Source organism: Labilibaculum antarcticum (assembly GCF_002356295.1).
In the GTDB taxonomy this organism is placed as follows: Bacteria; Bacteroidota; Bacteroidia; order Bacteroidales; family Marinifilaceae; genus Labilibaculum; species Labilibaculum antarcticum.
On the sequence record NZ_AP018042.1, the window covers coordinates 3117029 to 3134326 of the forward strand.

Sequence of the window (17298 nt, forward strand, 5' to 3'; positions counted from 1 at the left end):
ATTTTCTTCAAATTCTATTTTGCTTCTTTCACATATTTGTCAAGCCAGTTGGCGAAAGTGCGCTGCCATAAAATTCCGTTTTGAACGCCCAGAACCCAATGGTTTTCTTCAGGTAAATGAAGAAATTGAGCAGGAATTCCGCGCAGGCGTGCTGCATTAAAAGCCTGCATTCCCTGCGATTCAACAATGCGGTAATCTTTTCCTCCATGGATAATTAAAATTGGAGTATCCCAGTTTTGTACAAATTTATGTGGAGAATTCGCGTAAGAACGCTGAGCTATTTTGTTGTCTTTTTCCCAGAAAGGACCGCCTAAATCCCAGTTTGCAAACCACATTTCCTCGGTTTCTAAATACTGGGCTTCTAAATTGAACATGCCATCGTGAGCAATAAATGCTTTGAAGCGTTTTTCGTGATGTCCGGCCAGCCAGTAAGCAGAGAATCCACCATAAGAGGCACCAACACAACCCAAACGGTTTTCGTCAATAAATGGTTCTTGTTTAAGGGCATCAATCGCACTCAGGTAATCCTTCATGTTTTGTCCGCCATAATCGCCTGAAATTTGTTCGTTCCATTCCTGTCCAAAACCAGGTAAACCTCTTCGGTTGGGTGCAACAACAATATAATCATTGGCTGCCATCATCTGGAAATTCCAACGGTAGCTCCAAAACTGTGAAACTGTTCCTTGCGGACCGCCTTGGCAATAAAGCAAAGCTGGGTATTTTTTACTAGCATCGAAATGAGGAGGGTAGATCACCCAAACCAACATTTGCTTGTTGTCGGTAGTCGTAACCCATCGTTCTTCTACTTTACCCATTTCCAGTTGATCAAGAATGTTCTTGTTCACGAAAGAAATCTCTTTTTCTTCTCCCGTTGCCGGATTTACCGTGTAAATTTCAGCAGGTTTCGACATTGATACTTTGGTTGCGATAAGAGCATCGCCGGCAATGTGTACCGTATGGTAATCGTGAATACCTTTTGTTACCTGATTGATTTTACCATCGGCTAAATTCAGCTTGTAGATTTCCTGAACGGCATGCCATCCAGATATAAAATAAATGCCTTTACTGTCAGCAGTCCAGGTTAACGATTGTGCATTTTGGTCGAAATCTTTCGTGTAGAATGTTTTTTCGCCAGTTGCCAAATCCATTACGAATAAACGGTTTTTATCAGCTTCGTAACCATCTCGTTCCATACTTTCCCAAGCCATTTTTGTGCCATCAGGAGAGAAAACAGGATTCATGTCGTAGCCCATCATGCCTTGGGTCATGTTTTTGGTTTCGCCGGTAGCGATATCAAAAAAGTAGATGTCCGAATTAGTCGATTTTGCATATTCCACACCCTCTAATTTGCGCGATACGTAAGCTAAGGTTTTCGAATCGGGCGACCATGCAATTTGTTCCGTTCCACCGAAAGGTTTTACCGGAGCCGACCATTTTTCACCAGCCATAATGTCTTTCCCTGCGGTGATTTTGGCGCTGTAATCAGCAATAAAAATATGAGTGTAAGTATCTACCCAATTGTCCCAATGGCGGTAGTTCAAGTCATTTATCACACGAGCATTTGCTTTCGGAAGATCAGGATACAGATCTTTTACTGCCTTTTCCTCTTGAACTTCTTTTAGGTAGAAAATCTTACTCATGTCTGGCGAGTATTTGAATGCATCTATGCCTCCTTCAATTTCCGAAATTTGAATCGGAATGCTTCCGTCAGGATTCATTTCCCACATTTGTGTGCTTCCGCTAACAGAGCTTATGTATGCGATTTTCTTGCCGTCAGGTCTCCAGATTTCATTGAATTCCTTTTTTGTGGTGTTTGTTAATTGAACCGGCTCGCCACCCTCTGCGGAAAGGGTATATAAATCCCGATAGGAACTGTTTTCTTCTTTATTGAAATAGCTTACTCCATATAAGATTGTTTTTCCGTCAGGAGACACATTTTCTCCGCCAAGGCGGCCGAAGCACCATAAAACCTCAGGAGTCATAACATCTGACTCTAGTTTTGTTTCCGGTGTTTTGTAGGATGAATCCTCTTTTGATTCCTCAGCTTTTTGTTGGCAGGATGATAATCCTGTAACAAGAGCTAAGCCTAACAAAAGTTGTTTGTTTGTCATGATTGTATAGGTTTGTTGTGTTATTATATTTTAGCATCGTAAATGTAAGAAATACGAAGAACAATTAATAATAGATTTGTGTATTGTGCAGCTGCTCTATATTGTGTGTTTGGATGTGAAGTGATAAAAAAAAAAGACCCTCAATAAAATTGAGAGTCTTTCTAAATATATTTTTAAGAAAATATTAGGCAACAGGATTATTGATTGCGTTAATAATTTTAGCTTCTAATTCTTCAGCCAATTCAACATTGTCAATAAGAAGTTTTCTAACACCTTCGCGACCTTGTCCTAATTTTGTTTCACCATAAGAAAACCATGATCCACTTTTTTTAATGATGTTGTAAGTAACACCTAAGTCAATGATTTCTCCTGTTTTTGAAATTCCTTCGCCATAAATAATGTCAAATTCAGCTTTACGGAATGGAGGTGCAACCTTATTTTTCACAACCTTAACACGGGTATGATTACCATTAATTTCATCACCATCTTTAATTTGTCCAATTCGACGGATATCCAAACGAACCGAAGCGTAAAATTTAAGAGCATTACCGCCTGTTGTAGTTTCAGGGTTTCCGAACATTACACCAATTTTTTCACGCAATTGGTTAATGAAAATACAAGTTGTGTTTGTTTTGCTAATGCTTGCAGTTAATTTACGCAAAGCCTGAGACATCAAACGAGCTTGTAATCCCATTTTCGAATCTCCCATTTCGCCTTCAATCTCAGCTTTTGGAGTTAAGGCTGCAACCGAGTCAATTACGATGATATCAATTGCAGATGAGCGAACCAGTTGGTCAACAATCTCTAAGGCTTGCTCACCATTGTCAGGTTGAGAGATTAAAAGATTTTCTGTATCAACACCTAATCTTTCGGCATATGAGCGGTCAAATGCATGTTCTGCATCGATCATTGCAGCAATACCACCAGCTTTTTGCGCTTCAGCAATTGCATGAATAGCCAGAGTTGTTTTACCTGATGATTCAGGTCCGTAAATTTCGATGACTCTTCCTCTTGGCAGTCCACCCACACCCAAAGCCATATCTAAGGATAAAGATCCTGTTGAAATGGTTGCGATATCTTCAATGGCATTGTCTCCCATTTTCATGATAGCACCTTTACCATATGTTTTATCAATTTTCTCCATGGTTAACTGGAGTGCTTTTAGCTTTTCTTTGTTGATTTCTACAACTTCCTTTGCGCTCATAATATATTCTCAATTATTTATTTCTACTGTAAGTCCATTTCAGATAAAATCTGATTGGTGTGATCTTTTGTTTTTACTTTATGAAATATTTTTTCGATAATTCCGTCTTCCGAAATTACGAAAGTAGTTCTCAGAACTCCCATATAGGTTTTTCCGTATAATTTTTTCTCACCCCAAGCTCCATATGCGTTTAAAATTTCTTTTTCGGTATCAGCAATTAAATTAAAGGCTAAATTATACTTTGCAATAAATTTTTGGTGCGATGATATTTTATCAGGACTTACGCCAATCACTTCGAATCCTTTTTTTGCCAAATCATCGTAGTTTTCGTTTAGGTTGCACGATTCAGCAGTACATCCAGGCGTATTGTCTTTCGGATAGAAATATAGAATTATTTTTTTTCCTTTGAAGTCTGAAAGTTTTATTTCCTTTTCATCTTGATTTAAACCAGTGAACTCTGGTGCGTTATCTCCTTCTTTTAAATGTGTCATCGATTCAAAATTTAAATTACAAATATACTTTTATATGAATAGGGGTACGAATTTTTAGCATTAAAATTATCAACATTGAAGTTAAAAAAAAAAGTCTCTAAAACATGAGGGGGAAATTTCTTTTTCAACTTACTATTTCAATATTTTGTTAATCTTAATCCCTATTTTGAATTTCGTACTTACACATTATATATTATCTTTGTTATGAAATAATTACTATCTTAACTTTTTGTTAGATCCTGCAGAGTACAAGAAGTTTTTAAGGATATAAATGCAGGGAGTTTATTTTTTTTGTCGGTTAAATTGGAGGGAGATATTTTATGTTTTCCCAATTTCCATTTTCAAGAAATTGATTCTATGAATAATAAAATGAGATTACGTTACGGTTTATTTTTTCTTTCTTTTTTCTTTTTTCAGTTTTCATTTGCTCAAGGTTTTAGTGGCGGGAAAACAGAACAACAGATAGAGCAAGAGGCATTTACATTTTTTGATGGTGAAAACTTTAGGAATGCATTGCCTTTGTATCAGGAGTTAATAAATGTGTACCCACAAGATCCTGAATATAATTATTACCTAGGTGTTTGTCAGGTTGAAGTAAATCAAAATGTAAATGAAGCTGTTCAGCATCTGAAGATTGCATCAACAAAAAATGTAAATGCATCGGTACCGTATTACTTGGGACGAGCTTTCCATATGAACTACGAGTTTAATTCTGCGATGCGATATTATCAGAAATTCAAAGAATATTATAAACAAAAATCGATTGGGATTGATCGGTTGATCGAGATGTGTCAGAATGGATTGCCTCTTGTTAATTCGTATTACGTTATTGATGTTCGAAATAAAAAAGTAGTAAATACAAATGAATTTTTTAGATATTATGATATTGAAGGATTTGGAGATCGTTTGTCAAAGAAAGATAAGTCGCTTCAGTCAAGATCTGATGGTGAAGGGGATAAGGATGTAGCTTGTCTTTCAAGCAAAGGGGAGTACATTTATTTTTCAAGTTATGGGAAAAATAAAAAGACTGGTCGGGATTTATATCGTGCAAAACGATTAAGAAATGGTGGCTGGGGAGAATGGGAGGCATTAACCTCTCTAAATTCGCCTTATGATGAGGTTTATCCATTTATGTCCAGCGATGACAGAACTCTTTACTTTTGTTCTCAAGGGCATACAAGTATGGGTGGATTCGATATCTTCAAATCTGTATATAATGAGATTACAGATACTTGGACAGAACCTCAAAACATGGGATTTCCAATTAATTCGATATCTAATGATTTGTTTTTTGCTACTGATTTAAATGGTGAGTTTGCCAGTTTCGCGTCAAGCAGAGATAATGGAAATGATGAAGTAACCATTTATAAAATAAAATTAGCAGTTTATCCAGAACAAAAAGTGGTAATGAATCCTGATTTGCTTGTTAATATTGCAAAACTAAATATTGAAAGTGATGTTGTAGATGGAAATGTATTTCAAAAAGATGCTGAAGAACCTTCTTATTCAATGAAATACAGTAACAAAGATTTTCCATACTTTAATTTTCCTGTTACGAATGAGCTGACTTATCATTATTTGAATGAATTTAAATCGAGTGAGGCAAGAGAGATTTTTATTGAAGCAAAAAATGATCAATTTAATTCCGATAGTTTAGTCGGATTTACAGATGAACTAAGAAGACAATTGAGTGGTTTGGAGGGAATCTATCAGAATACTTTAGCGAATAGAATATCCAAACTGGAACAGAAATCATTTGAATTAAGCAAGCAGGCTGAAAATAAATTAGTAAAGGCTCAGTCTCAAGAATCAGATTATCTGAATAAAAACATTCTAGGAGTAGTTACCACTGAAGTGCATGCGCCTTCAAAGACTGGACAACTCGTAATGAGTTCTGAAACAATACCTTCTGCAGGTTCAAAGTCAGAAGCTAAAAGTACTTCTGGTCAGGAAGGATATGTTTATCATCTGCAAGTTGGCGTGTTCTCTAATAGAGCTGAGTCTAGCTTTTTTGCTGGTTTAGGAGATGTAAAAGAAGAAATTGTTGGTAATGGGAAATTGTATAAGTATATGGTAGGGAAATATTCCACATTTGCTTCTGCTAAAGCTGAAATTCCAGAAGTTCGACAACTGTTTCCTAATACTTTTGTGGTTGCTTATAAGGATGGTGTTAAAACGAGTCTGGGTACTGCAATTAAAGTAACCGATCATGATTATAAGCCTGAACCGCAAACAACACAGGTTGTTAGTAGTAAGCCTGTTCAAACTCTTTCTGATGATGAGGTTCGTTTTAAAGTGCAGGTAGGTGCTTATTCAGGTGAGATTCCTTTGGATGTGAAAGTGAAATTAGAGAGGTTTGCTAAATACGGTATCAATTATTCTAAAGATTACCGAGGATATACGATTTGTACTGTTGGTAATTTTGATTCTTACAGCAGAGTGAGTAAATTAAAAATGGAACTTCGGGAAGCCGGATTAGGCGATGCCTTTACTGTAGCATACTCAGGGAATGATAAAATTACTATTCAAGAAGCTCTCGAAATATTAAGACAATAATATAGGATATATTTTATGCTTGAGATGAATGATATAGATACACATAAGGAAGAAAGCGAGGTGATTAGCGATCTTTTAAATCGAAATACATTAATGCTCATTAATGATGATTTTCACACTTTTGATTTCGTTGTGGATGCGTTGGTTGATGTGTGTAGACATGATCCCGGTCAGGCAGAGCAATGTGCTTATATTACTCATTATAAAGGGAAATGTGATGTTAAAAATGGGGAGATGAGTACCATCAAACCTATGCGTGATCGTTTGGCCGATAAAGGGTTAAAAGTAAATATTGTATAGAATCAGATTAATCAGTAAATAACTGCATTAATTACTATGTTTCTCATCGTTTTGGTGTCGTTCTGCTTTTATCGAAAATTCTTGATTTCCTGGGTATTCTTTTTACTTACGGTCGGCGGGATGACAAATTAACATCTAAACTTTTATCATTAATAATAACTTGACTCATCTTAAAGTAAGTAAATACCTCATAAAGTAAAATTGCCTGCAGAAAAATTTGTAATAATCTTTCTGCAGATCTATCCGATAAAGGGAAAAAAAACAGAAAAAACATTGTGATTTCATTAGGAACCGGGGAGTGATTAGATGCTTTTCGGTTTTATTTTGTCTTAAATTGAAATAAAAATAATAGGAATGTCATTGATTTATAATTCACTATATATTTCATGAGTAAAATCTTTATTTTATGAGGATGAAATGTTTTGCACATCTGAAATTTTTACATACTTTTGCTACCGCAATAACGGAGAGGTGGGAGAGTGGCTTAATCCACCAGTTTGCTAAACTGACGTACGGGAAACTGTACCGGGGGTTCGAATCCCCCTCTCTCCGCTTTACTTTTCTTAATTGAAAAGTTGCAAAGTGAAAGGGTCAAACTTTTCACTTTCATTTCCGGGGTGTAGCGTAGCCCGGTTATCGCGCCTCGTTTGGGACGAGGAGGTCGCAGGTTCGAATCCTGCCACCCCGACACCGGAAATGTTAGGAGAAGTTTAAGTACTTCTCTTTTTTTAGCGCAAATATTGAAACTAAATTCTCGGGGTGTAGCGTAGCCCGGTTATCGCGCCTCGTTTGGGACGAGGAGGTCGCAGGTTCGAATCCTGCCACCCCGACATCGAGAATATTGCTGGAGTTTTTACAACTTCATTTTGAAAGTATCGGAATTAATTTTTCGGGGTGTAGCGTAGCCCGGTTATCGCGCCTCGTTTGGGACGAGGAGGTCGCAGGTTCGAATCCTGCCACCCCGACAAAAAAATGGAGGAGATCCCAATTTTTCTCTTTTAGTATCAAGTACAGCACCGGAATTAATATTTCGGGGTGTAGCGTAGCCCGGTTATCGCGCCTCGTTTGGGACGAGGAGGTCGCAGGTTCGAATCCTGCCACCCCGACAAGAAAGAGAAATCAAATGATTTCTCTTTTTTTGTGCAATATATTTTCAAATCACATTTGAATATGTATCTACTTTCTTACATTTGCCCACAACTTACACAACAATTAAACACCATAATGGAATCAATAAAAGAAATTTATCGCATTGGGTATGGACCCTCGAGTAGCCATACAATGGGGCCAAGAAAAGCTGCTGAGCTGTTTTTGCTGCGCCACCCTAATGCCGAAAAATATGAGGTAACTCTGTTTGGGAGTTTAGCTGCTACTGGTAAAGGACATCTTACTGGTGTTGTAATTGAAAAAGTTTTTGAGGAGAAAAATTTAAATTTAATTTGGAAACCTGAGGAGTTTCTGAAAAAACACCCTAATGCATTACGTTTTAAAGCTTTTTCTGCTTCAAATGAATTGATTGAAGAATGGACTGCTTACAGTGTAGGTGGTGGAGCAATAATAGATGATAATACTGAATTAGCTTCTCTGAAAATTTATGACTTAAGCACCATGGATGAAATATTAGAGTGGTGCAAAATCAATAAAAAGCAACTTTGGGAGTATGTCGAATTGATGGAGGGGAAGGATATTTGGATCTATTTAGATGAAGTTTGGTCTGTAATGAAAAGTGCCATAAAAAGAGGAATGAATAAAGAGGGTGCACTTCCCGGAGGATTAGAACTGTTACGAAAGTCGCATTCATACCAGATGAAAGCGAAAACGTTAAGTGGCCCGATGAGGAAACGATCCATGTTGTATTCATTCGCATTGGCTGTTTCTGAAGAAAATTCCAGCGGAGGTGTAATTGTTACTGCTCCAACATGTGGTGCCTGCGGCGTTTTGCCAGCTGTTCTTTTATATCATAAGAAATTCTACAAGTTTGGGAAAAAAGATGTTTTAAAAGCCTTGGCAACTGCAGGGTTAATTGGAAATTTAGTCAAGACAAATGCTTCAATTTCCGGAGCCGAAGTTGGATGCCAGGGAGAGATTGGTACAGCTTGTGCAATGGCATCTGGTGCAGCGACTCAGTTGCATGGAGGTACTGTATATCAGGTGGAGTATTCTGCTGAAATGGGCTTGGAACATCATCTTGGACTGACATGTGATCCTGTACTTGGTTTGGTGCAAATACCATGTATTGAACGCAATGTTTTTGCGGCCGCTCGAGCTTTAAATCACAATACTTATGCCTTGCTTTCAGATGGGCGACACAGAATTAGTTTTGATGAGGTTACTGAGACGATGATGAAAACAGGTCTTGATTTATCATACTCATACAAAGAAACATCATTGGGCGGTTTAGCTTCATTGAAGGGCTTTACATATCGATAAAATAATTTTGGTTTAGATTTGAGAGAAAAAATAAGAGGTTGATTCTGGTGTGAATCAACCTCATTTTATCTTTTATCAGGATCTAATTTTATTTTAGATTATTTTCTCTTCTTGCTTTAAATTCCGAACCGTCTTTCCATTTGGGGAAATCATCTTGATTCGCCACTTCCCAGCCCACTCGGAAAAGTAATCTGGCATCTTCTGCAATACCATCTAAATTCCACCAATCTTCATATTCATCAAAAGGTTTGTGGTAATAGTTTGCTAACCAGTCTTTTTCTTTTGCAGACATATAGTCGATGCCTTTTTCTCGGTGATCGTTATTTCCCCGGGCAAATAATGCAGGTACACCAACACGAGCAAAACTGAAATGATCCGATCGGTAGTACATTCCTGATTGAGGATTAGGATCAGGAAGGATATATCTATCTTGTTTTTCAGCTGTAATTCTTACAAGATCTTCCAGGTCTGATTGTCCATATCCGGTAATCATTACATCCTTCATACGCCCATATGGCAACATCAGATCATTATTAATATTTGCAACAGTTTTGTTTAGGGGAAAAATAGGATTATCAACATAAAATCCTGAGCCATTTAGTCCCGATTCTTCGGCTGAAGGAGCTAAAAAAACAATTGATCTTCGAGGCTTCTGAGGCATAGCTTTAAAGGCGCGGGCAATTTCCAGCATCCATGCAAGAGATGTTCCGTTGTCAACAGCACCGTTGTAAATTGAATCTCCATTCATTTTTGGCCCTATTCCTAGATGGTCCCAATGTGCAGAATAGAAAAGATATTCATCAGCCAGATCAGTGCCTGGTAGTACTCCCAGTACATTGTGTGTATTATCAAAATGAGCCGAATTTTTAAAGGAAACACTTACTTTCGTTTTTAGATCATAAGCTGAAAATCCTTTTTGTTTTGCTCGTTGAATTTCAGTATCTATATTTTTGTCCGCATCATCAAATACTTGTTTCGCGGCATCAAAGGTCAGCCATCCTTCCACCAAACATTTTGACTGATAATTATTCTTATCTCGTTGATATAATTTTGGAACCGATGCTGAGTTCAATACAACTGACCACGGGTATCCTGCAGGTTTATCTTGGTGAATGATCATTATGCCTTCAGCCCCTTGGCGTGCAGCTTCCTCGTATTTATAGGTCCAACGACCATAATAAGTCATTTCTTTGCCTTTGAAAAAACTATTGTCAGTAGAGCCAAAGCCTGGATCATTTACTAAAACGATCACTGTTTTTCCTTTAACATCCAAATCCTTATAGTCGTTCCAGTTGTACTCCGGAGCAACAATTCCATAGCCTGCAAATACCAATTCAGATTCCGTTAATGTAATTTCATCTTGGATACGTCTCGAGAAGGAGACAAAATCAATCCCATATGTTAGTTTTTTAAATTTTGAGGGTGAGTTGAGAATGAGAAACTCAGGAGCTGTAAGTGCGATCTCCACCAAAGGAACTTCTTGGAAATAAGAGTCTCCATTAATGGGATCGAGTCCAATTTCCTTGTACTGGTTGGCAATGTAGTTAATTGTTTTTATTTCGCCTTCGGAGAATGGTTTTCTTCCCTGGAATTCATCCGATCCTAATTCTTTGATGTAATTCATCATTCTCTCGGTGGAGATGATAGATTCTGCTTTTTTAAGACCATCTTCGGAAGAGGTGCAGGCCGATATAAGTGCAACGATAGCTAGTGTGAGGAGTGTTCTTATTTTCATTTTGTTTGTTTTTCTTAAAGGTAGAAAACAAAAATTAAATGATTATGCTTTGTTCTCTTTTAATGGATATTGCTTAAGTGTTCTTAATGTAATCAAGATCACAATTTTAAATCGGTAATCATCGTATCTTTCATTTTAAAAATAAACTAAGAATACTTCTTGCAATTTTTGTAGTTTTAAGAAAAAGAGAAATAATTATGAAGCCGAAACGAAAATATCGAACTGTTGAGATGTTACTTAGGATAGTAACCGCTATTATATTGATTCAAACTTTGCACTTTAAATTTACAGGACATCCAGAAGCTGTTCATATTTTCACAGTAATTGGCATGGAGCCATGGGGGCGTTTTGGGATTGGAGCAATTGAGCTAGTAGCTGGTATATTGTTTTTTTTACCGAATTTATGGAAAATAGCAGCTGTCATTACTTCAGGATTGATGCTTGGAGCTGTTGGTTTACATTTGTTTACTTCCTTAGGTGTAGTTGTTGAATACGACGGGAACTCTGATGGTGGCGAGTTGTTTGTGATGGCGGTAACTGCATTACTCTTTAGTTGTATTTTAATGTATAGGGCCAATTTGCCTGGAATGTATAAAAGTTATTGTCAAAAAGGAATTAATGAATAAGCTTTCGTATCAGGAAAAATGTGCTTGTGCACGAAGTAATTTTTGTAGGTTCGTAGATGGTCAGGATGATTATACAAGTACGGAAAAGGAATATCTGGTAAAAATTATAGTGAATAATAATTTATCAGGAGTGTTGTATGTTAGTTCTGTTTTGGCAGCATGGAGTTTTGTTGCAGGTGTAATTGATGCTGTCCTTTTTCCAGGTATTATTGTTTATGCAATTTTTCATGGTGTTGTCGATTATAAGGTACTTACACCTCCAATTGTATTTTTATTTGTAAACTTCTCAGCTAAATTGATTTATATAGCCTTAAATTTAAAAGGCAAGGTGAGGTTTAAGGATGTTTTTATTTCGGCTTTACCATATGCAGGATCAGCTTACCTTCTGAAAAAATTTCTTGTTAATGATAAGTTGCTGTCGAAGGCAGTCGTTCTGTATTTGAAATTGATAAAACAGCAGGCAAAAGAGTATTTTCTAAATCCGATACTTAAAAGAAATAATTAATCGGTTAAGTAGTTTTCTTTTGTTTGGTTTTTTACAACCGCTATCGTAATATTCTTTCCTTCCACTTTTATTTTCTCCCTCACTTCTATCCAAAGAAATAAATATTTACGTACTGTTAAATTATTTTACAGTAAATAAAAAGTGGAATTTATCCCCACATAATTGTGTAGTCCCCAATTTGAGGCCAGTCTGTTTAATAGCTGATACTTCCATTTGTAGGCTGTAGTTGTCAGTTGTATAGTGCCTTGTGGCGCTTTATGGAGACGCGCATTATTTCTGGCATAGAAATTTCATAAGAGATCATATAATTGTACAATAAATGTTTTAAATTAAAATAGAGTTGTTATGAAAAGAGTTTTGATAGTGTCAGCAGTAGCATTAATGTGTAGTATGAGTATTCCAACTTCAGTTTCGGCTGTAAATATAATTTCAGAGACAAGCCTTGTACAGGAAGACGTGAAATACGAAGAATTAAAAGCCGAAGAACTTCCAAAAGCAGTTCGAACTGCGCTTGCAGAATCATATTCTGATTATGCATTGCTTAAATCATTTATCGGAAATGAAGGATCGTACAAGATTATCTTGTCAAGTTCTGAGGGAGATATTGCTGTTTATTATAATGTAAAAGGGGAATTCGTAAAGCAAGAAGATTTAGCGGTTTAAATAATAAAGCTATTTAAGCAATTTACCCGAACTTATAATGCTTAAACCTCTATCGGTATTGAAATACAATATCGATAGAGGTTATTCTGTTGGATGTTAAATTTCATACAATAAAATTGGTCAGTAATATGAATAGTATTCTTATTGTGGATGATGATGCAACACTTTGTTTGATGTTGAAAAATTTTTTTGAAAAAAAAGATTTTAGGGTCGCTACGAGTTTTTCATCGGTTGAAGCGAAAAAAATGATTCAGTTGAAATTTTATGATGTTGTACTTACTGATTTGAGAATGCCTGAGGTATGCGGTATGGAAATTATAAGCCATGTGAAGCAAATTACTCCAAATACTGAGGTGGTTATCATGACTAGCTATGCAGATGTTCCATCTGCTATAAAATCGATTAAGTTAGGAGCTTATGATTTTATTCCAAAGCCATTTGGACCTGATGAGGTTTTAGATATTGTCAACAAGGCTCTTTCACATAAAAAGTCTGTCGTGAAAACAAAGATGAAAGTATCTTCAGGGATTCATGATTACTATCAAGGCAAAGGGAAATTATCACAACAATTATTAAAGTATATTGATTTAATTGCTCCTACTCTGATGTCAGTTTTAATTGTGGGTGAGAGTGGTACTGGAAAGGAAATTATAGCGAAAATGATTCATGAAAAAAGTGATCGGTCTCAAAAACCATTTGTGGCTGTCGATTGCGGATCTATTTCAAAAACTTTGGCTTTAAGCGAATTCTTTGGACATGAAAAAGGAGCATTTACAGGAGCTATTACTGATAAAATTGGACATTTTGAGGCTGCGAATGGAGGTGTGCTGTTTTTGGATGAAGTTGGAAATCTAAATCACTCAACGCAGGTTCAATTATTGCGAGCCTTACAAGAACGAAAAGTGAAGCCTGTTGGCAGTAATCGAGAGGTATCGGTTGATGTTAGAATTATTGTCGCAACAAATGATAATTTAAATGAGTCGCAGCAAATTGGCACTTTTCGGGAGGATTTATATCACCGGTTAAATGAATTCCAGATTAGTGTTCCTCCTTTAAGAGAAAGACGTACAGATATTATGCATTTTGCGAAATTTTTTCTCAATATGGCTAATAACAGTCTTGGGAAATCGGTACTTGCTTTTGATAAAAGTGCAGAATATGTTCTTAAGAATTATACTTGGCCAGGTAATTTAAGAGAAATGAAGAACGCCATTCAGCGCGCAACTCTTCTTGCAAAATCTGAGGTGATTACCTTAAATGAATTACCAACTTCTTTTTATGAAAACACTCAGGAATATTTAAATCCTTTGTTCGAATCAGAAGGCGAAGGCGAGAGGATTAAAAGAATGCTAAATATTGCGGATAATAATAAAAGTAAAGCTGCACGCTTGTTAAATATTGATAGAAAAACTCTTTATCGAAAAATCAAGATTTATAATATTTAAAGTAGATTAATAATTAATGTGAATATTGATTATTATTGTTTGGCCGATGCATTTATTGTAACGGCCATTTTTGCATTGAGTTATTGTGGTTTTTTGAAATCCCCCCTGTATTAGAACAAGTATCTGATCGTAAATATTGTTTGTTAGTAATAACTTTGGACCTTATCAGATTCCAATATTCAAAATATAACTTCATTAAAATGATCAGAAAAAGTCTACATTTAATATTTGTATTCAGTTTGGTTTTTATACAAGTGCAAGCGGAAAATTTAGCCTATGGTTATCCAAATTCTAGCCGTACTAAGCAATGTGTAAATACGGGTTGGAAATTTCATTTAGGTAATCCGGAAGGAGCGTTTTATAAAAAGAGTTTTGATGATGCTAAGTGGGAAACAATTAGTGTTCCTCATACATTACAACCAACATCTCTTACTTTAGACTTATGCACAGATGGTAAAGATCAGCCAAGTTTTCAAAGAAATGTTGGATGGTATCGGAAGACTATTGAAGTAACAAATAATGCCAATAAAAAAGTATTTCTTGAGTTTGAGGGGGCTCATCAGGTAACTGATCTTTGGGTAAATGGAAAACATGTAGGGCAATTTGCTGTAACAGGATATTCACCCTTTCATTTTGATATTACCGATTTTGTAGAGAAAGGGAAAGGAAATCAGGTGACTTTACTGGTTGATAACCGTAAAGATGAGCTTATTCCACCCGATCCGGGACCATTTGACTATGTGAAGTTTAGTGGTTTGTATCGTGATGTTTATCTTGTTGAGACAGATCCTGTTCATATTACTTTTAATTGGGAATCTATAAGGGCAGGAATTACCATAACCACTCCAACCGTTGATCCTGTAAATATGAATGCGGTAATCAATGTGAAAGCTGTGGTTCGTAACGAAAATAAAAAATCAATAATCTGTCAGGTTGTTAATCGTATTATCGATCACAAGGGTATTGTTGTTCTTAAGTTGAAATCAGAACAAGAAATTAAAGCCGAAAATGAGTTTGAGTTTAATCAAATTGGTGCGATTGAAGATAATCTTCAGCTTTGGGATACTGAAAATCCATATTTGTATCGTGTAAACACAGAGGTTTTAGTGGATGGGAAAAGCGTAGACTGTCTTGAAAATAAATTAGGAATTCGAAGTTTTAGGTTAGACAACGAATTGGGCTTCATGCTTAATGGTAAACCTATTGATTTAATTGGGTATAATCGTCATCAGCATTACGCTTATATTGGTGATGCTTTGCCTAACTCGCTTCATTACAAAGACATGCTTCAGTTTAAGCAGTTGGGTTTTAATGTGGTTCGTACTGCTCATTATCCGCAAGATAATGCCTTGTTTGATGCTTGTGATGAATTGGGTATTTTGGTTTACGAAGAAGCACCTACCTGGATTACCATTTCGAAAGACAAGAGGTGGTTCGATAACCTGGAAAAAGCGGCTAGAATCATGGTGCGTAATCATCGTAACCATCCATCAGTTGTTATTTGGGGAGCTGGAATTAATCATAGGGGGTATGTGCCACAAATTCATTTAGCCATAAAACAAGAGGATCCTGTTCGTTTAACTGCATCTCAAAGTGCACGATGGTCGGGATGGCAGGCATCTGGCTTAACCGATATCTATGCCAATATGTTGTATGGTCCGTTTATATGGGATAGATCAGAAACTATTCTGGCTATGGAAGGACATTCTGGGCCTAAGGAAGTTGCGATAAACAAGAGAGATCCCAAAAGAACGGGTATCATATCTTGGACAGCTCATGCGTATTACACTTTTCATCCTACTCATGCAAAGTATAAAAGTATGACAGATAGAACCAGAAGCGGTGCAATGACGATTTTTCGTCAGCCTAAAAAGGGAATTCTTTGGTATCCATCCGAAATGAGAGGCGAACCTTATTTGCATATTGAAGAAGATTGGAGTTCTAAAATTAAAGAGCTGAATTTGTATAGTAATGCCGATGAGGTGGAGTTATTTGTAAATGGAAAATCGTTCATGAAGCAAAAACCACTTGCCGACTCTTCGTACATTGGTTTGGATCATCCTCCTTATTTGTTTAAGATCAGTAGGTTTGAAGCAGGAGAGTTAAAAGCAGTTGGTTATAAAGATGGGACAGAATATATTTCAAAAATTATTAGAACACCGGAAAACGCGAAGGCTCTAAAAATTGTATTGGATACGCTAGGGCGAAAGTTTGACGCTGATGGTTCGGATATTTTGGTGGCTTATGCGCAAGTGGTAGATGGAAATGGAACCTTGGTTCGTGATTCGGTTGGAGAGGTTACTTTTTCCATTTCGGGGCCTGCAAAAATATATGGAGATAAGGCTGGTATTAATGCCAATCCAATGTTTATTGAAACAGGAGAAGCTCCTGTTCTTATACAGGCCGGAACTACACCAGGTGTAATTCGATTAACAGCTAAAAGTAAAGGGCTAAAATCCGTAACTGTAACATTTACTTCTGCAGCTAAGGAAAACGATATGGTGTTGGCCAATGCGAAACCAATCTACGATTTTGAAAAAATAAGAGTGGATTTAGGTGCTTCTGATCAATTGGTTCAGTTTGGGTGGAATGAGTGGAGTGGAGAAGATAATTATGCATCTGAAACAAAACTCGATATTTTAGGTGGAATAAAAGCCAGTATTAAAGCAAACTCAGAAAATGGCGTGCTGCGTTGGTTGGGCGAAATGAATGTGATTGGGAAATATGGTTTTGCTTATGGTGAGGGTGTTTTGGGTATTGATAAGAAAGGAGTTTGTCTGGAGTTTGCCAATTTACCAAAAGGCACCTATAAACTGACTTCATGGCATCATGCTCCAAATACTAACACTGATGAAATGGATACTAACGTGAATAAGCTGAAGGAATTAAAAATCCCATCATTGCCTTATGCAAAAGAAATAGCTATTTTAGTAAATGGTAAGGAAGTGTCTAAAGTATCAACTACGAATGGAAAAGAAATGCAATTTGCAACTGTTGCAACTGCTGAAACCGTGTTTGTTTCTGATGGTGTAAATCCGGTTAAAATTGTGTTTGTTGATGCCAAAACGAATAAAGGAATTTGGCTGAATGCATTTGAATTGACTCAATGGAACATTGAACTATAAAATATTTTTTAATTGCCAGATGTCCATCTAAGGAATTTTTGTTTTTGAAATTTATCTTTAATTGTTTAGGTTTGGCAATCTAAATGGTTTCTAAATTTAAGAAATAG

The 17298-nt window shown here is 36.5% G+C and carries 12 protein-coding genes and 5 tRNA genes; 13 read left to right on the top strand and 4 right to left on the bottom strand.

All coding sequences use genetic code 11. From position 1 onward, the window contains the following. Positions 1-14: 14 nt before the first annotated feature. The 3 genes from ALGA_RS12310 to bcp form a co-directional block, all read right to left on the bottom strand. On the bottom strand, positions 15-2111 hold the full coding sequence (locus ALGA_RS12310) for a S9 family peptidase (RefSeq protein ID WP_096429581.1): 2097 nt from the start codon (positions 2109-2111) through the stop codon (positions 15-17). Positions 2112-2295: 184 nt separating this feature from the next. Further along, positions 2296-3315, bottom strand: a complete 1020-nt coding sequence (recA, locus tag ALGA_RS12315; protein WP_096429582.1) for a recombinase RecA — start codon at positions 3313-3315, stop codon at positions 2296-2298. Between the two features lie 23 nt (positions 3316-3338). Beyond that, positions 3339-3806, bottom strand: coding sequence for a thioredoxin-dependent thiol peroxidase (gene bcp, locus ALGA_RS12320; RefSeq protein ID WP_096429583.1), 468 nt, complete (start codon positions 3804-3806; stop codon positions 3339-3341). A gap of 357 nt (positions 3807-4163) precedes the next feature. On the opposite strand from bcp, the gene ALGA_RS12325 reads away from it, so the two are divergent. The 8 genes from ALGA_RS12325 (at position 4164) to ALGA_RS12360 (ending at position 9092) form a co-directional block, all read left to right on the top strand. Beyond that, entirely contained in the window at positions 4164-6362 is a 2199-nt protein-coding gene (locus tag ALGA_RS12325; protein WP_145957624.1) for a PD40 domain-containing protein, read from the top strand. 24 nt (positions 6363-6386) lie between these two features. Continuing rightward, positions 6387-6662 (top strand): ATP-dependent Clp protease adaptor ClpS, encoded by a 276-nt coding sequence (locus ALGA_RS12330; protein ID WP_197705555.1) that lies wholly within the window; start codon positions 6387-6389, stop codon positions 6660-6662. 465 nt (positions 6663-7127) lie between these two features. Beyond that, positions 7128-7214: transfer RNA gene (locus tag ALGA_RS12335), tRNA-Ser, on the top strand. 61 nt (positions 7215-7275) lie between these two features. Next, positions 7276-7350: transfer RNA gene (locus tag ALGA_RS12340), tRNA-Pro, on the top strand. 67 nt (positions 7351-7417) lie between these two features. Further along, positions 7418-7492 (top strand) — tRNA-Pro (locus tag ALGA_RS12345). A gap of 60 nt (positions 7493-7552) precedes the next feature. Next, positions 7553-7627 (top strand) — tRNA-Pro (locus ALGA_RS12350). A gap of 66 nt (positions 7628-7693) precedes the next feature. Beyond that, positions 7694-7768 (top strand) — tRNA-Pro (locus ALGA_RS12355). A 118-nt stretch (positions 7769-7886) separates the two neighbouring features. Next, the gene (locus tag ALGA_RS12360) at positions 7887-9092 is read left to right on the top strand and encodes an L-serine ammonia-lyase (RefSeq protein ID WP_096429586.1); all 1206 of its coding nucleotides are present in this window, start codon (positions 7887-7889) and stop codon (positions 9090-9092) included. Positions 9093-9180: 88 nt separating this feature from the next. Here ALGA_RS12360 and ALGA_RS12365 read toward each other — a convergent pair whose 3' ends face one another. Beyond that, positions 9181-10827: a M28 family metallopeptidase gene (locus tag ALGA_RS12365; RefSeq protein WP_096429587.1), complete on the bottom strand. Its 1647-nt coding sequence runs from the start codon at positions 10825-10827 to the stop codon at positions 9181-9183. A gap of 197 nt (positions 10828-11024) precedes the next feature. Between ALGA_RS12365 and ALGA_RS12370 the strand changes: the two genes are divergently transcribed. The 5 genes from ALGA_RS12370 (at position 11025) to ALGA_RS12390 (ending at position 17191) form a co-directional block, all read left to right on the top strand. Then, positions 11025-11453: a DoxX family protein gene (locus ALGA_RS12370; RefSeq protein WP_096429588.1), complete on the top strand. Its 429-nt coding sequence runs from the start codon at positions 11025-11027 to the stop codon at positions 11451-11453. After that, entirely contained in the window at positions 11446-11958 is a 513-nt protein-coding gene (locus tag ALGA_RS12375) for a hypothetical protein (RefSeq protein WP_096429589.1), read from the top strand. Before ALGA_RS12370 ends, ALGA_RS12375 begins: the two co-directional genes overlap by 8 nt. 345 nt (positions 11959-12303) lie before the next feature. Beyond that, positions 12304-12621 (top strand): hypothetical protein, encoded by a 318-nt coding sequence (locus ALGA_RS12380; protein ID WP_096429590.1) that lies wholly within the window; start codon positions 12304-12306, stop codon positions 12619-12621. A 128-nt stretch (positions 12622-12749) separates the two neighbouring features. After that, positions 12750-14066, top strand: a complete 1317-nt coding sequence (locus tag ALGA_RS12385) for a sigma-54-dependent transcriptional regulator (protein WP_096429591.1) — start codon at positions 12750-12752, stop codon at positions 14064-14066. A gap of 200 nt (positions 14067-14266) precedes the next feature. Continuing rightward, the gene (locus ALGA_RS12390) at positions 14267-17191 is read left to right on the top strand and encodes a glycoside hydrolase family 2 protein (protein WP_096429592.1); all 2925 of its coding nucleotides are present in this window, start codon (positions 14267-14269) and stop codon (positions 17189-17191) included. The last annotated feature ends 107 nt before the right edge of the window (positions 17192-17298 follow it).

Coding starts and splice junctions, on each gene's coding strand:
- ALGA_RS12310 (WP_096429581.1), bottom strand. CDS start 2,111: ATGACAAACAAACAACTTTTGTTAGGCTTAGCTCTTGTTACAGGATTA.
- ALGA_RS12325 (WP_145957624.1), top strand. CDS start 4,164: ATGAATAATAAAATGAGATTACGTTACGGTTTATTTTTTCTTTCTTTT.
- ALGA_RS12380 (WP_096429590.1), top strand. CDS start 12,304: ATGAAAAGAGTTTTGATAGTGTCAGCAGTAGCATTAATGTGTAGTATG.
- bcp (WP_096429583.1), bottom strand. CDS start 3,806: ATGACACATTTAAAAGAAGGAGATAACGCACCAGAGTTCACTGGTTTA.
- ALGA_RS12330 (WP_197705555.1), top strand. CDS start 6,387: ATGAATGATATAGATACACATAAGGAAGAAAGCGAGGTGATTAGCGAT.
- ALGA_RS12375 (WP_096429589.1), top strand. CDS start 11,446: ATGAATAAGCTTTCGTATCAGGAAAAATGTGCTTGTGCACGAAGTAAT.
- ALGA_RS12370 (WP_096429588.1), top strand. CDS start 11,025: ATGAAGCCGAAACGAAAATATCGAACTGTTGAGATGTTACTTAGGATA.
- recA (WP_096429582.1), bottom strand. CDS start 3,315: ATGAGCGCAAAGGAAGTTGTAGAAATCAACAAAGAAAAGCTAAAAGCA.
- ALGA_RS12390 (WP_096429592.1), top strand. CDS start 14,267: ATGATCAGAAAAAGTCTACATTTAATATTTGTATTCAGTTTGGTTTTT.
- ALGA_RS12365 (WP_096429587.1), bottom strand. CDS start 10,827: ATGAAAATAAGAACACTCCTCACACTAGCTATCGTTGCACTTATATCG.
- ALGA_RS12385 (WP_096429591.1), top strand. CDS start 12,750: ATGAATAGTATTCTTATTGTGGATGATGATGCAACACTTTGTTTGATG.
- ALGA_RS12360 (WP_096429586.1), top strand. CDS start 7,887: ATGGAATCAATAAAAGAAATTTATCGCATTGGGTATGGACCCTCGAGT.